This is a genomic window from Collinsella tanakaei (assembly GCF_021531055.1).
GTDB lineage: Bacteria > Actinomycetota > Coriobacteriia > Coriobacteriales > Coriobacteriaceae > Collinsella > Collinsella tanakaei_B.
This window is the reverse complement of sequence record NZ_JADYTL010000004.1, coordinates 120,006-134,113: the sequence shown is the minus strand read 5'-3', so window position 1 is coordinate 134,113 and position 14,108 is coordinate 120,006. Positions and strand designations below refer to the sequence as shown.

14 protein-coding genes are annotated in these 14,108 nt (G+C 65.3%); 9 read left to right on the top strand and 5 right to left on the bottom strand.

Going from position 1 to position 14,108, the window contains the following annotated elements:
- Positions 1-84 precede the first annotated feature (84 nt).
- The gene (locus tag I6E04_RS05260; protein WP_235422126.1) at positions 85-399 is read right to left on the bottom strand and encodes an STAS domain-containing protein; all 315 of its coding nucleotides are present in this window, start codon (positions 397-399) and stop codon (positions 85-87) included.
- 103 nt (positions 400-502) lie between these two features.
- Positions 503-1,786, bottom strand: a complete 1,284-nt coding sequence (locus I6E04_RS05255; protein WP_235422125.1) for an aminotransferase class I/II-fold pyridoxal phosphate-dependent enzyme — start codon at positions 1,784-1,786, stop codon at positions 503-505.
- Between the two features lie 257 nt (positions 1,787-2,043).
- Here I6E04_RS05255 and I6E04_RS05250 point away from each other — a divergent pair, with 257 nt between their 5' ends.
- Together I6E04_RS05250 and I6E04_RS05245 are read left to right on the top strand one after the other, a co-directional pair.
- Entirely contained in the window at positions 2,044-2,298 is a 255-nt protein-coding gene (locus I6E04_RS05250; protein ID WP_235422124.1) for a hypothetical protein, read from the top strand.
- Positions 2,299-2,342: 44 nt separating this feature from the next.
- Positions 2,343-2,756, top strand: coding sequence for a hypothetical protein (locus I6E04_RS05245; RefSeq protein ID WP_235422123.1), 414 nt, complete (start codon positions 2,343-2,345; stop codon positions 2,754-2,756).
- 277 nt (positions 2,757-3,033) lie between these two features.
- Here I6E04_RS05245 and nhaA read toward each other — a convergent pair whose 3' ends face one another.
- A complete protein-coding gene (gene nhaA, locus I6E04_RS05240) occupies positions 3,034-4,455 on the bottom strand; it encodes a Na+/H+ antiporter NhaA (RefSeq protein WP_419179989.1) in 1,422 nt (473 codons plus the stop codon).
- Between the two features lie 542 nt (positions 4,456-4,997).
- Between nhaA and thiS the strand changes: the two genes are divergently transcribed.
- The 5 genes from thiS to I6E04_RS05215 all read left to right on the top strand — a co-directional run bounded on the left by thiS (position 4,998) and on the right by I6E04_RS05215 (position 8,870).
- Entirely contained in the window at positions 4,998-5,195 is a 198-nt protein-coding gene (gene thiS / locus I6E04_RS05235) for a sulfur carrier protein ThiS (RefSeq protein WP_066828748.1), read from the top strand.
- Positions 5,195-5,842: a sulfur carrier protein ThiS adenylyltransferase ThiF gene (thiF, locus tag I6E04_RS05230; protein WP_204563170.1), complete on the top strand. Its 648-nt coding sequence runs from the start codon at positions 5,195-5,197 to the stop codon at positions 5,840-5,842. Before thiS ends, thiF begins: the two co-directional genes overlap by 1 nt.
- 107 nt (positions 5,843-5,949) lie before the next feature.
- Complete coding sequence (locus I6E04_RS05225; protein ID WP_066828750.1) at positions 5,950-6,759, top strand: thiazole synthase; 810 nt, start codon at positions 5,950-5,952, stop codon at positions 6,757-6,759.
- Positions 6,760-6,761: 2 nt separating this feature from the next.
- A complete protein-coding gene (gene thiH, locus I6E04_RS05220) occupies positions 6,762-8,093 on the top strand; it encodes a 2-iminoacetate synthase ThiH (protein ID WP_235422121.1) in 1,332 nt (443 codons plus the stop codon).
- 57 nt (positions 8,094-8,150) lie between these two features.
- Positions 8,151-8,870, top strand: a complete 720-nt coding sequence (locus I6E04_RS05215) for a thiamine phosphate synthase (protein ID WP_235422119.1) — start codon at positions 8,151-8,153, stop codon at positions 8,868-8,870.
- A 330-nt stretch (positions 8,871-9,200) separates the two neighbouring features.
- Here the strand turns inward: I6E04_RS05215 and I6E04_RS05210 are convergent, their stop codons facing one another.
- Together I6E04_RS05210 and I6E04_RS05205 are read right to left on the bottom strand one after the other, a co-directional pair.
- Positions 9,201-10,127, bottom strand: coding sequence for a DHH family phosphoesterase (locus I6E04_RS05210; protein WP_235422118.1), 927 nt, complete (start codon positions 10,125-10,127; stop codon positions 9,201-9,203).
- A 281-nt stretch (positions 10,128-10,408) separates the two neighbouring features.
- Positions 10,409-11,263, bottom strand: a complete 855-nt coding sequence (locus I6E04_RS05205) for an AraC family transcriptional regulator (protein WP_235422117.1) — start codon at positions 11,261-11,263, stop codon at positions 10,409-10,411.
- Between the two features lie 412 nt (positions 11,264-11,675).
- Here I6E04_RS05205 and I6E04_RS05200 point away from each other — a divergent pair, with 412 nt between their 5' ends.
- Entirely contained in the window at positions 11,676-12,791 is a 1,116-nt protein-coding gene (locus tag I6E04_RS05200) for an ABC transporter ATP-binding protein (RefSeq protein WP_235422116.1), read from the top strand.
- Between the two features lie 21 nt (positions 12,792-12,812).
- Positions 12,813-14,096 carry an ABC transporter substrate-binding protein gene (locus tag I6E04_RS05195; RefSeq protein WP_235422114.1) on the top strand — a complete coding sequence of 428 codons (1,284 nt, stop codon included), beginning with the start codon at positions 12,813-12,815 and terminating at the stop codon, positions 14,094-14,096.
- Positions 14,097-14,108 lie beyond the last annotated feature (12 nt).

Genomic DNA, 14,108 nt, shown 5'->3' with positions numbered 1-14,108 from the left:
CAATTGCAGCAGTATACCGCGCAGGGCGGCAGCTCGCCGACCCTGCGCGAAATGCGCATGTAAAGAGCGCGTTATCGGGCGCTGCTACGCGCCGATGATGCCGATCTCGCCGTCGACGCCGAGCAGCTGCGCCACGCGCATGACGTTGGGCTGGGCGTTGATGACCTCAAAGCCCTTTTGATGCTCGGCGGCATGATGCGCTGCCCCGACGAGCACGCCGATGCCCGTCGAGTCGATATAGGACACGTTGGCGAAATCCAGCGTGAGCTTGGCCGTGGGCTGCTCGAGCGCCAGATCGATGATGTCGCGCAGGGCGTCGACGTTGGAGATGTCGACCTCGCCCGTCACCGACACGAGGTAGCGCTCGGGCGTGGGCGTGGTGTTGATTCCGAGTTCCATAGATGTTGCTCCTTACCGTTGAACAACCAAGGATAGCACGAACGCGACGATGCGCCCAACCACGCCCGCGTACCCGGGCGAACAGCGCCGAGGCGCGCGTCGCCTACGCGCGCTCCTCGCGGGCGAGCTGGGCGGATACCAGCTTGACGGCGAGCACGAGCACGTCGAGGGCGGCGGCGAGCTCATCCACGGTCGGATAGGTCGGGGCGATGCGGATGTTGGTGTCGCGCGGGTCATGGCCGCCGGGCCAGGTGGCACCCGCCGGCGTCAGCTTGACGCCCATCTCGGCGCACAGGGCGCCCACACGCTTGGCCGAGCCCTCCGGGCCGTCGAACGACACGAAGTAGCCGCCGTTCGGATGCGACCAGGTGCCGCAACCCGTACCGACCAGGCCCGCCTCGAGCTTCTCCTCGACGCAGGCGAAGCGCGGGCGCAGGAACTCGGCATGCTTGCGCATGTGCTCGTGGACCGCGTCGAGCGTCGGCAAAAAGCGCGTATGCATGAGCTGGTTGAGCTTGTTGGCGCTGATGAGGCCGACCTTGAGCGTACTGGCGACCTCGGCGACGTTGGCCGGGCTGGAGCCGAAAAACGCGATGCCCGCGCCCGGGAACGTGATCTTGGAAGTGGAGGCGACGCCCAGGATGCGGTCCTCGTTGCCCGCCTCGCGCGCGTAGTCGAACACGTTGGCGAGCTGGTCGGGCTCATCGGTGAGATCGTGGACCGCATAGGCGTTGTCCCACACGATGCGGAAGTCCGGCGCGGCCTTCATGGTCGCCAGACGGCGCACCGTGTCGTCGGAGTAGGTGACGCCGGTGGGGTTCGAGTACTTGGGGACGCAGAACATGCCCTTGATGGAGTCGTCCGCCGCGCACAGGCGCTCGACCTCGTCCATGTCCGGACCGGTCTCGGTCATGCGCACCGGCACGTTCTCGATGCCCAGATCCTGCGTGATGCCGAAGTGGCGGTCGTAGCCCGGCGCGGGGCACAGGAACTTGACGTGGTCGAGCTTGCTCCACGGCGTGTAGCCGGGCACGCCCTTCTCCCAGTAGTGGATGAGCACGGACTGCATGATGTTCAGGCTCGACGAGCCGAGCACGATGGTCTGCTCGGCCGGCACGCCGAGGAACTCACCAGCCAGGCGACGCGCCGAGGGGATGCCCTCGAAGCAGCCGTAGTTGGAGCAGTCGACACCCTCATCGGTGAGGTCCGCATCGCTGCTCAGGAGATCGAGCATGGGACGGGAGATGTCGACCTGCGCCGGCGACGGCTTACCGCGCGCCATATCGAGCGCAAGGTTCTTCGCCTTGACGGCCTCGACCTCGGATACGAGCTCGGCGATGGCGGCATCGAGTTCCTCGGTTCCCATCTGCTGGTAGATCGTTTGCATAGCGGTCCTCTCCCCCTCAAGCGATGCCCGGCGTTTTCGCAGCGTAGCGGCGTATGCCAAAGCTTCGCGAATCCACATGCTGCATAAGTATACCCACGTGTGTGTTTCGACTGTGTATCCGAGGCCGTGGTTTTTCGCAGTGGATCTCGGTGCCCGGCCCTGCCAAACGATGCCGGCTGATCGCGCATCCCGCGGTCCGCGTATTCCGCTAGACTGGACACGTGAACGCCAACGCATGCGAAGGAGGACGCACCGGCATGAGACTCGGATCGTTTCAGGCGGAGGAATTCGGCGACCTGCAGCGCCTGGTGGACGGCATGTTCATAGGACGCGAGACCGTGGACCGCCTCGACCTCGTGGTTCAAGCCGAGGTCCTGGACCTCGCCGACGACCTTATGGAGATCGTGACGCTGCTGCCGCCGGGCATCTACGACCGGCGGCGCCTATGCGACCAGCTCAACTCGGCGCTCGCCGCCCACGGCTGGGGCGGAACCTACGGCACGGTGGAGTAGGCGGGCGGCCCGGGACCGAACGCTCACCTTGGAGGAGGCATCGCATGGACAAAGACCTGCGCACAGAGATCGATGAGGCCATCGAGGCCGCGGACCGCGCGCTCGAGCACCTGTACCGCGCGCGCGACCTGCTGCACTCGGCGCGCAACTGGGGCGCGTTCGACATCTTGGCGGGCGGCTTCATCTCATCGCTCATCAAGCGCGGCAAGATGTCCGACGCCCAAGACGAGCTCGACGCGGCCCGCAGCGCGCTCGCGACCTTCGCCTACGAGCTGCGCGATATCGACGGCTCGCAGGGCGTGAACATCCAAACGGGCAATCTGGTGCTGGCGGCCGACCTGTTTTTGGACAACCCCTTTGTGGATATGTACGTCCAGGGAAAGATCGACGATGCCCGCTACCAGGTCAACCGCGCCATCGAGCAGGTCGAAAAGGTGCGCCGGCAGCTGGCGGGCTGACGCGGGGCGTGCCCATGCCGAGGCCGCGTCGCGCGCTATGATTTCGCGATCTTGGTCAATTCACCCATCGAACCGGGTTCGGTTCATGGCTGAGACAATATATTGCGATGCGTCCCTTCACTTCTTGCAAGACTGAGCGGCGCTTCATGCCCATGGCAAACGAAAAAACCCGCCCGGAGAGCTTCCCTGGGCGGGTTTGTCCGTTTATGCGCAGCCGGCATTCCCGGTTCGATGGGTGAATTGACCACGGTCGCGGATAGATACCGCGCCACGGCCCCTACGCGCGCTTATGGCACACGAAATGCATGTAGATCAGGCCGATAAGCGCCGCGGAAATCGATCCCGCCAGGATCGCCGTCTTGGCGGCGAGCAGCTCCGCGGGGATCTCGGTGAACGCCAGGCCGGCGATCAGGATGGACATGGTGAAACCGATGCCGCCCAGGATGCCGACGCCGACGACATGCGGCCAGCGCACGCCGGTCGGGAGCTCGGCGAGCTTCGTCTTGACGAGCAGCGCGGTCATGCCCACGATGCCGATCGGCTTGCCCAGCAGCATGCCGAAGTACACGCCGAGCGCGACGGGGTCGAACAGAAGCGTCGCGGGATCGACGCCGACCAGCCTGACCTGTGCGTTCACGAACGCGAAAATCGGCAGGATGATGAAGTTCACCGGCGTGGAGATGGCGTGCTCCAGACGCTGCAGCGGCGGCGTCACGCGGTGCATCACGCGCTCGACGCCGTTGACCGCATGCGTGAAGTCGTGCTGGCCGAGGATGTGCGCCTCGTCGTCAAAGCGGTCGTCGAGCTCGGGGAGCTTCGCGCGCACCCATTCCACCAGGCCGCCCGCATCGATATCGGAGCGCGCCGGGATGGTGAAGGCCAGGATCACGCCGGCGAGCGTCGCATGGACGCCGGACTGGTACAGGCAGAACCACAGCACGAGGCCGAGGGCCAGATACGGCGCCAGGCGGAAGTGCCTGCGGATGTTGAGGACGACCAACAGCGCGGTCACCACCGCGGCGGCACCGAGCCACATCATGCTCGGGGCATGGCCGTAGAACAGGGCGATGGCCACGATGGCCAGCAGGTCGTCGGCGATGGCGAGCGTCGAGAAGAACACCTTGATCGCCGGGGGCACGCGGTTGCCCAGAAGCGAGAGCACGCCGAGCGCGAAGGCGATATCGGTCGCCATGGGGATGGCCCAGCCGTAGACCGCTCCCCCGCGGTTCACGAACGCGTAGATGCAGGCGGGCGCGATCACGCCGCCCACCGCAGCGAGCATCGGCAGCATGGCCTGGCGCGGGCGCCTGAGCTCTCCGACGGTCATCTCGTATTTGAGCTCGGTGCCGACGAGCAAAAAGAAGATCGCCATGAGGAAGTCGTTGACGAACAGCTCGAAGCTGAACGAGAACTCCCACCCGGCGATGCCGATCGACACCGGCAGGGCGAACCACTCGTGCAGCGCATAGTACGCATCGGTGTTCGCGCAGATCACCGCGGCGACGGCGGCGAGGATCATCACGCAGGCGGAGATGGTGCCGTTGGAGGTGATGCGGTCGAGCACGCTACGGCGCTCGATGCGCAGGCGCTGCTCATCGCTCATGAGCGGCACCGGTATGCTCGGAGCATCCAGGGCAAGCGCCTTGCGCTCGACCGCCTTGGCCGTCCGCTGGTTGTGCATGCGCTTACGCTTTGTCATGTCAGCTCCGATCCTTTCTGCTCCAAGCGTCCTTCTCACAAAACCGCGGGCGCCGTATCCGACGTCCCGCGGTTCGTAATAAGTTATTATTGAATCACAAGCCCTCATGCGGCAGTTCTTTGGGAACGCGCGGCAAAAGCGGGCAAGCGGTCTGTAGGCTCCGGGGAAGCCCCGAATACAGCATCCCCTGCCCGTGATAAAAGCCCACCGATTCGATAGGCGATAACATGGAACATCCACGGGTCGTGCGCAGGTTCTGCACAGGGCGCTTCACAGCAAGGCCCGGCGCTCGCGGGCCCATCGCCACGCCCCCCCCTCCGCTTTGCTGACGGCGCGACCACAGCGTATTGACGGGCCGGCTTCGGCGGGGTATCCTTCACGTCAGAGTACGCAGCGCGTACGAAGGGGCGCACCACCTCGGGTGCGGTGTCCCTTCGTGCGCGCTTTTTTGTTGGCTCGACGCCCCACTCTTGCAGCGGAGGCGCGGTGGCCGCGGGTGCGTGCTCTTGGCTGGCGACGATTCCGTAACGAGAGGAGGTCCCATGGCACGGGTGAACGGCAAGGAGGATCCGTCGGTCGACGGCCTTACGCTGGCGCAGCTGCTCGACCGGATGGACTTTGAGGGCACGCGCGTGGCGTGCGAGCTCAACGGCGACATCGTGCCGCGCGCGCAGTTTGCCGAACGCACGCTGCGCGCCGACGATGCGCTGGAGATCGTACGGTTTGTGGGAGGCGGCTGATGGACGAGGGCAGCGTGCGCGCCGGAGCGGCAGACCCCCTTGCGGCGCGCATCGGAACGGCGGCGCGCGAGCGCCTGCGCGCGGCCTGCGTAGGCATCGCCGGCGCCGGCGGGCTGGGGTCGAACATCGCGGTCATGCTGGCGCGTAGCGGCATCGGCGCCCTGCGCATCGTGGACTTCGACGCGGTCGATGCGAGCAACCTCAACCGCCAGCATTACTTCCGGCAGCACGTAGGCATGCCCAAGGTCGAGGCGCTAGCCGATCAACTGCGCGCCATCGACCCGAAGATCGTCGTGGACGCCCGGTGCGAACGCGTGACGGCGGCCAACGCACGCGCGCTCTTTGCCGGCTGCCCCCTTGTATGCGAGGCGTTCGACGCCCCGGAGGCCAAGGCGCTCCTGGTCGAGGAGCTTCTCGCCCAGCCTGACGGCCCGGTGGTCATCGCCGGCAACGGCATGGCGGGCCTGGGGCCGGCGGCGGAAATCGTCACGCGCCGGATGGGCCGACGGCTTTACCTCTGCGGCGATGGAAGGTCGGACGTGGGCGCGGGCCAGGTGCTCTACGCGCCGCGCGTGGCGCTGTGCGCCGCCCAGCAGGCGCTTCTCGCCCTGCGCCTCATCATGGGAGAGGAAGCACCGGAAGGCTAGGGCGCGTTCCCTCGTCCCTATCGCACGTAACGCAACGACCCTCTGCGCCCCGTCCCAGCGATGGAGCAGGCGCGGCAAGGGTCCCAGAAAAGAGAGGAGCATCATCAATGTCAGAGCATACGCAAACCGCCTGCCAGGCCCCGGAGGCGGATACCTGGCTACTGGGCGGCAAGGAGTTCAGCTCGCGCTTCATCCTGGGTTCTGGCAAGTTCAGGCTGGACCTGGTCCGCGCGGCCGTCGAGGACGCCGGCGCCGAGATCGTGACCTTGGCCGTGCGGCGCGCCAACACCGGCCAGGAAGGCAACATCCTGGACGCCATCCCGGACGGCGTGACCCTGCTGCCCAACACGTCGGGCGCCCGCACCGCCGAGGAAGCCGTGCGCATCGCCCGCCTGGCGCGCGAGCTGGGTTGCGGCGACCTCGTCAAGGTGGAGGTCATCCGCGACACCAAATACCTGCTGCCGGATAACGTCGAGACCGTCCGCGCCACCGAGCTCCTTGCCGACGAGGGCTTCACCGTGCTGCCCTACATGTACCCCGACCTCAACGTGGCGCGCGATCTGGTCTCCGCCGGCGCCGCCGCGGTCATGCCGCTAGGCGCGCCCATCGGGTCCAACAAGGGCCTGGTCACACGGGATTTCATCCGCATCCTCATCGAGGAGATCGATCTGCCGGTGATCGTGGACGCCGGGATCGGCCGGCCGTCGCAGGCGTGCGAAGCCATGGAGATGGGCGCCACGGCGGTCATGGCCAACACGGCCGTGGCCACCGCCGGAGACATCCGCCTTATGGCTCGCGCCTTCGGCCAAGCGGTGGATGCCGGTCGCGCGGCGTACCGGGCCGGCCTGGGCCGCGTGCTGGACACAGGCGAGGCGTCGTCCCCGCTGACCGGCTTTCTTGAGGAAGAGGGGCGGTAGCCATGGCGGACAAGACCGAGCAGGGCGAGAAGGACGCATCGGGCACCGTTCCCGAAAACGCCGCCGCGGCCCTGGCCGCCGGCGACCTCACCACGGCCGACCTTCCGCGCGAAGCGGTGGGCACGCGCGCGTACCGCCTCGCACCGCTGTCCCAGGAGGCGCTCGACGCGGCCATTCACACGGATCGCGCCCTCGATCCGCTCACGTTCCTGCCGGACATGGACGTGCTGGGCGGCGGCATGTTCGACCGGGTGCTCGATGCCGCCGAGGCGTACGATCCGAGCGCCGTGACCGCCGCCGACGTACGCCGCGTGCTGGCCGAGGACACGGTGGGGCCGGAGGACTTCGGCGTGCTTCTCGCCCCCGCAGCAGAACCGTATCTGGAGCAGATGGCCGTACGCGCCCAGCACGAGCGCGCGCGGTGGTTTGGCACCAACGTGCAGTTCTTCACGCCCCTCTACATCGCCAACTACTGCGAGAACCGCTGCGTGTACTGCGGTTTCAACTGCGCAAGCGACATCCGCCGCGCGCAGCTGAACGAGACCGAGATCATAGCGGAGCTCGACGCCATCGCGGCCACGGGCCAGGAGGAGATCCTGCTGCTCACCGGCGAGGACCCGCAGCGCAGCAGCGTGGACTATATCGCACGCGCCTGCGAGCTCGCGGCGGAGCGCTTCCGCACGGTGGGCGTGGAGGTCTACCCCGCCAACGTGGCGGACTACGCGCGCCTGCGCGCCGCCGGCGTCGACTACGTCACCGTGTTCCAAGAGACCTACGATCCCGTGCGCTACGGCAAGCTCCACCTGCGCGGCCGCAAGCGCATCATGCCGTACCGCTTCGAGGCGCAGGAGCGCGCGCTGCGCGGCGGCATGCGCGGCGTGGCGTTTGCGCCGCTGCTGGGCCTAGCCGACTTCCGCCGCGATGCCCTGGCCTGCGGCCTGCACGCATGGGAGATCCAGCGCGCCTACCCCGCGGCCGAGATCAGCTTCTCGTGCCCGCGCATGCGCCCGGCCAAGGGCGGCGTCGCTCCGCATGCGCCGCACGTGAGCGAGCGCCAGCTCATGCAGGTCATCTGCGCGTACCGCATCTTCATGCCGTTTGCGGGGCTCACGGTGTCCTCGCGCGAAAGCGCGCGGTTCCGCGACCACGCGGCCGTCATCACGGCCACCAAGGTATCGGCCGGCGTGTCGACGGGCGTGGGCGAGCACACCCACCAGGCCGACGAGGGCGACGATCAGTTTGAGATAGCAGACACCCGCGACCTCCCCACCATGTGCGCCGCCATGCGACGGCTGGGTCTGGAGCCGGTGATGAACGACCACGTGCTGGTGTAGCCGCCGCGCCCGCCCGCAGGCGATGCGCCGATCAACGAAAACCCAGAGGGGAGCGCCATGGTTGACGAGCATATCGTATCCGGTCGATCAATGGAGGTGAGAGCCGTCGGTGCCGCGGGGACGACCGGGGCGGCCAGTCCTGCCGCCATGCAGACGTCCGCCCCGGCTGCCGCCGGCGCTGGGACGGCACCCGCTGGCGCGCCGAGCCTTGCCGTGCTCTTCTCATCCGGACGATTCGCTCGCGTGGCGATAACGGATCGGCTCAACTGCACACGCCCGCTTCCCGATCAGGTGGAGCGGCTGGCCGGCAAGGTCGACGCGCTGGTCCTGCGCGAGAAGGACCTGGCGCCAGACGCCTACGAGCGCTTGGCGCGCGACGTGCGCGCAGCCTGCGAGCGCGCGCACGTCGCCTTCATCGCCCACTCCTTTGTCGAGCCCGCCCGGCGCGCGGGCGCTCGGAGCCTGCACCTGCCGCTACCCGTGCTGGCGCGCACGGGCCACCCGGCGGGCTTTGAGCTGGTGGGCACCAACGTTCACGAGCTGGACGAGATCGTCGGCGCGGAGGCCCTGGGCGCAGACTACCTCATTGCCAGCCCTGTCTTCGCCCCGTCGTGCAAGCCGCTGCCCGGGCGCGGCCTGGATTTCCTCAACGCGGTTATCGCCCGGGCCCATGTTCCGGTGCTCGCCCTGGGCGGCGTCACCGACACCACCGAGCAACAGGTCCGCCAGACCAAGGCCGCAGGAGCCTGCCGCATGTCGGGCTACATGCGCCTCTGACGAGGCTTATGCAAGAGACCGCTCCTGCATGCGGAGCTATCGCCGCGGCATACGCGATCGGCACGCATCGTTATTCTCAATGTAAACAGGGTATGACTCGCCGATTGCCGTTCAAAGAGGGTGACGCGACCCTTGGGAAGAAGACGGCAGGCGCGGGCGCTTCACCGGAGATCTCGAATTGATGCCGGCCCGGGGAATAAGGCTGGATTCGCCACCGGCGGTCGCAGGGGCGCCCAGCTTGTCTTCCGGCACCGTTGCGCGCAGCCGGAAGACAATGCCCGGCACCGCATCACGCGGCGCCGGGCATTGAAGAGACAGCTTGCGATCAGGCTACTCGGCGGCGGCGAGGATCGGCGCAGCCACCTGCTTCTTGCGGGAGAGCACGCCGGGCATCCACACGCCCTCGGGCACGTCGTCGATGCCGAGACCCTTCTGGGCGACGTCGGTCTTGCCCTCGAAGAGCACCTGGGAGCCCTCCTCCATGATGTCGGTCAGGCACAGCACGATGCCGTCGGCGCCCTTGGCGGCCTGGTAGGCGCGCATGGCCTCGCGGATCTCGGGGATCATACCGAGCGCACGGGTCTTGTCGACGGTCTCGTACTGGCCGATGAGCAGCTTGTCGGCGCCGACCTCGAACTGCTTGATGTCGTTGCCGACCATCTGCTCGGCCGTGAAGGAGCCGGACGGACGGGTGAGGAAGACCTCCATGCCGAACTTGACCGGGTCGACGCCGAGCTGCTCGCCGAGGCGGGCGGCGACGGCGCGGTCGACATCGGTCGTGGTGGGGCTCTTGAGCATGAGGGTGTCGGTCATCATGGCCGAGAGCAGCAGCTTGGCCTGCGCGTCAGTCGGCTGCTGTCCGAAGACCTCGAACAGCCTCGCCACGATGCAGCAGCTGGAGCCCCAGGGCAGGGAGATGATGTGCAGCGGCGCCGCGGTGGTGAAGCCGCCGAAACGATGGTGGTCGACGACGCCGACGATCTGGGCGCCCTCGAGCCCGGCGACGGACTGGCCGGCCTCGTTGTGGTCGGTGAGCACGACCTGCTGGCCCTCCTCGACCGACTCGAGCAGCTCGGGCTCGGCGATGCCGTTGTCGGCGAGCAGCTTGGCGGACTCGGCGGGCAGCGGGCCCAGGCGACGGGCCTCGTAGGTGTCGCCGTTGTAGTTGACCTGGTTCAGCAGCTGGGTGAGGACGACGGCGCTCATGATGGCGTCGTTGTCGGGATTCTGGTGTCCGAAGACAAGCACGTTGCTCATGGAAATCCTCCAAGGTGCGAGGTGGTTTGCAAACATCCCTATCCTAGCACGCTGCGCCGTCGATGGAATCGAAGCGACAAGTTGGTGCCGGGTTCAAACTCGTCGCGACAAGATGGCGACAAGATGGGGCCCGACAAGATGGGGCCGGGTTCATTCTTGTCGCAAACCTGTCGCCACGTTCTGCCCATGGGTTTGTTTCACGAAACGTCCTCTACCTGAAACAAACCCATAGACAGAATGTTTTCGGCCACGGGGCAGCCATGGCAGGCGCGAGCCCCGCGTCAGTTGAAGGTGTTCACACGGCGCCATTCGCGCGGGCACAGCCCGAACGAGCTTTTGAACGCGCGCGAGAAATGCAGCTGGTTGGGATAGCCCACCGCGCGCCCCACCTCGCCGACCGACAGCGCCGTGAGCTTGAGCAACTGGGCGGCCTTGGTCATGCGGTAGTCGATGAGGTACTGTTGCGGCGACTTATCGGTCGCGCTCTTGAAGATCTTGCCGAAATAGCTGCGGTTGAGGCCGGTCTGGCGCGCGACGTCCTCCACGGTGATCCCGTTTTGGTAGTTCTGCTCGATGTAGGTCATGGCCTCGCGGATGTAGAGGTCCTGCAGCTTGTTGGTCGTCGCGGCCTTCTGCGTGAGCACCGAGCGCAACAGATAGTCTAAAAAGAGGTACGTATGCCCGATGAGCTGGAAGGCCGACGCCTCCTGATGGTCGACCAGATAGCGCATCTCCTGCTCCATCGCGGCGCGCATCTCGGCTTTCTCGGTCTGATACACCGGCGACGATTCGGAAAGACCCACGAGCGACAGCGACTCCTTGACGCGGATGCCGTCGAACTCCACCCAGATATATTCCCATGGGTCGTCCATATCGGCGTAATACGTGTTCGTCTGGCCGGGGAAGATCATGAAACCCTCCCCAGCGCTCAGGCGGTAGGTGCTCTGCTTGCCCGTCTCGTCGGTCGCCACGAGCGTGCCCGATCCCGAGATGATGTAATGGAACAGGTAGTGGCTCCTGCGGAACGGCCCGAACGCATGGCCGGGCGTGCACACCTCGCGTCCGTACTGATACGGCATCAAGTCGATGTACTTACCCCTGGAAAACGTCGAGGAGACGATTTCGTGCGCTGGCATGGGCGTTCCTCCTGCGATCGAACGTATGGCAACATGCTGGCTCAGGCACCGAATCCGTGCTGAGCGCGATATAAGTTTATGCGATTTTTATCACTCATTAGGGTATATTTATATGTATATGTGTGGCTCCTTACCAAAATGGCAGGTAGTACCCTATAAATATACCTATTTGTGACGTGACCACCTCCGCATACAAAACCGTTACCGGCGCATTACCAGCCGTTTGCCGAACATGGACGGTTTTCGACCCTCTTGGTCATAATCCTTTACCTGCATAAAGCAGCATTTAGTAAGATCGTATATCTTCATGGATGCTTTTGTATGCAAAATGCCAACATACTATAAAACATGCAGTAAGAATGGCCCGCATGTGAAAGAAGCACTTGCGGGCACGCAGGAAGGGGTTTAAGCAATGGCAGAACTCTCTCTTGAACACGTGGGGAAGAAGTACCCGAACGGTTATGAGGGCGTCAAGGACTTCAACCTCGAGATCGCCGACAAGGAGTTCATCATCTTCGTCGGCCCCTCGGGCTGCGGCAAGTCCACGACCCTGCGCATGATCGCGGGCCTGGAGGACATCACCTCGGGCACCCTCAAGATCGACGGCCGCGTGGTCAACGACGTGGAGCCCAAGGACCGCGACATCGCGATGGTGTTCCAGAACTACGCGCTCTACCCGCACATGACCGTCTATGACAACATGGCCTTCCCGATGAAGCTGCGCAAGGCAAGCCCCGACGAGATCGATAAGGCGGTCCGCGAGGCAGCGCGCATCCTCGACCTCGAGAAGCTGCTCGACCGCAAGCCTTCCGCGCTCTCCGGCGGCCAGCGTCAGCGCGTCGCCATGGGCCGCGCCATCTGCCGCGCCCCGAAGGTCTACCTCATGGACGAGCCGCTGTCCAACCTCGACGCCAAGCTCCGCGTCCAGATGCGCGCCGAGATCTCCAAGCTCCATGATCGTCTGGGCGCCACCATCATCTACGTCACGCACGACCAGACCGAGGCCATGACGCTCGGCACCCGCATCGTCGTCATGAAGGACGGCGTCATGCAGCAGGTCGACACCCCGACCAAGCTCTACTCCGAGCCCTGCAACCTGTTCGTGGCAGGCTTCATCGGCTCCCCGCAGATGAACTTCATCGACGCCAGCGTGGGCGAGACTGCCGGCAAGGTTACCTTGAGCTTCGGCTCGAACACCATCACCCTGCCCGAGGCCAAGGGCAAGGTTCTGAAGGACAAGGGCTACGTGGGCAAGGCTGTCACCATGGGCATCCGCCCGGAGGACGTCGTGGACTCCAACGAGCACCCCGCAGACCGCAACCTCTCCGAGGCCATCGATGCCACGGTCACCGTCTACGAGCTGCTGGGCTCCGAGGCCATGATCTACGCCGACGTCGACGGCGGCGCCATCTCCAGCCACGTCTCGTCCACCAACCCCGCCCGCGTCGGCTCCCGCATCAAGGTCGCGTTCGATCTGGACAAGATCCATGCCTTCGACAAGCAGTCCGAACTCGCCATCGTTCACTAGTCGCAAAGGAAGGCACCCGATATGCTGAACAAGCCTATTTCACGCCGCTCGCTTCTGGGGCTCGGCGCTGCAGGAGCGGCATCGCTGCTGTTCGCCGGCTGCACCTCGGAGCGTTCAGACGGCAAGATCGAGGTGGAGATCGTCAGCTACAAGCAGGAGGCCGTGAGCATCTTCGAGCACCTCATGGAGGAGTTCAACGCCACGCATGACGACATCTACCTCAACATCACGAGCCCCGCGGACGCCGTGACCATCATGAAGACGCGTTTCGTCCGCGAGAACTACCCCGACGTCATCGGCATCGGTGGCGACGCCGACTACGCCAGCTTCGTGGACTCGAACATCCTCGCCGACGTCACCGACTACGAGGGCATGGATAAGGTCCAGGACGCCTACAAGGACATCCTGAAGAGCGTGACCTACATCCCCATGGACGGCATCTACGGCGTGCCGTATGTGGCCAACGCCGCCGGCATGCTCTACAACAAGGACATGTTCGAGGAAAAGGGTTGGACCATCCCCGAGACCTGGGACGAGATGATCGACCTCTTCGACGAGATCAAGGCCGAGGGCGAGGTCCTGCCCATCTATCTGGGATACCTCGACACCTGGACCATCCTGTCGCCGTGGAACTCCATCACCATCAATATGGTGCCCGCCGACCACTGCCGTCAGGTGAACGCCGGTGAGGCCAAGTTCGCCGACTTCTACCGCAAGCCTGCCGAGCGCATGCTGCAGCTGCTCGACTACGCCGAGGAGGGCCCGTTCGCCTACAGCTACAACGACGCCTGCACGGCCTTCGCGCGCGGCCAGGCGGCCATGTACCCCTGCGGCTCGTTCGCCGTGCCCCAAATCCTGTCGGTGAACCCCGACATGAACATCGGCATGTTCGCCATGCCCTCAGCCGACAACCCCGACGACCGAATCGTGGTCTCCGGCGTCGACCTGCAGTGGTGCGTGGCCGCGACCTGCGATCACAAAGACGCCGTCTACGAGGTCATCTCCTTCCTGAACCAGCAGGAAAACGTGCAGACCTACATCGACGACCAGCGTGCGCTGCCCTGCTCCGAGGGCGACTACGAGCTCGACCCGCTGTTCGACGACATCAAGACGTTTTTGGACGAGGGTCAGGTCCTCGACTACCTCGACCACTCCTACCAGTCCTCCATGGCCTGCGACGCCCAGCTGCAGACGATGCTGCTCAACGGCGACATCGATGCGTTCTTGGAGAAGTGGGACACCGATTGGCAGCGCTACAACCGCAACGTCATCCGCAAGGTACAGGAATACGAGAGCCAGCAGTAAGGAGGACGCGCT